Below are 545 nucleotides of genomic sequence, written 5' to 3'. Positions count from 1 at the left end.
ACCACGTTCAAACGAGCGATGGCCGAAGCGCGCGCCCTCGAGGCCTCGACACACCGACTGATCGAGGATCTAGCTGCGGCCGACGAGGAACCGATGGCCGCCCTCCGCAGCATCGTCTCGGCGCTCTCGGCGACCGACCCCGACGCCGACCCCGACATCGACGCCACCGACCTCGAGGCCAACCTCCGAAAGGGCCGCCGTATCACCGCCAAACTCCCCACCGCACTCGCCGCCTTTACCCGCCTGCGAAACGGCGACGATCCCGTCGCCCCCAACCAAGAGTTGGATCACGCCGCGAACTTTCTGTACATGCTCAACGGCGAGAAACCCGACGCGGTGCTGGCGGAAACGTTCGATATCGCGCTGGTGTTGCACGCCGATCACGGGCTGAACGCCTCGACGTTCGCGGCGATGGTGACCGCCTCGACGCTGGCGGATGTCCACGCCTCGGTCACATCGGCTGTGGGGGCGCTCTCGGGGAGTTTGCACGGCGGGGCGAATCAAAACGTCATGGAGATGCTCAAGGAGGTCGACGCGACCGAGAA

At 66.1% G+C, this 545-nt stretch carries 1 protein-coding gene; it reads left to right on the top strand.

Annotated elements, in window-relative coordinates; all coding sequences use genetic code 11:
- On the top strand, window positions 1–545 hold a 545-nt coding region (locus KM295_RS16820), incomplete at both ends, for a citrate/2-methylcitrate synthase (RefSeq protein ID WP_272494458.1).

Source organism: Natronomonas aquatica, assembly GCF_024449025.1.
Classification (GTDB): Archaea; Halobacteriota; Halobacteria; order Halobacteriales; family Haloarculaceae; genus Natronomonas; species Natronomonas aquatica.
This window is presented reverse-complemented; position numbering and strand designations above follow the sequence as displayed.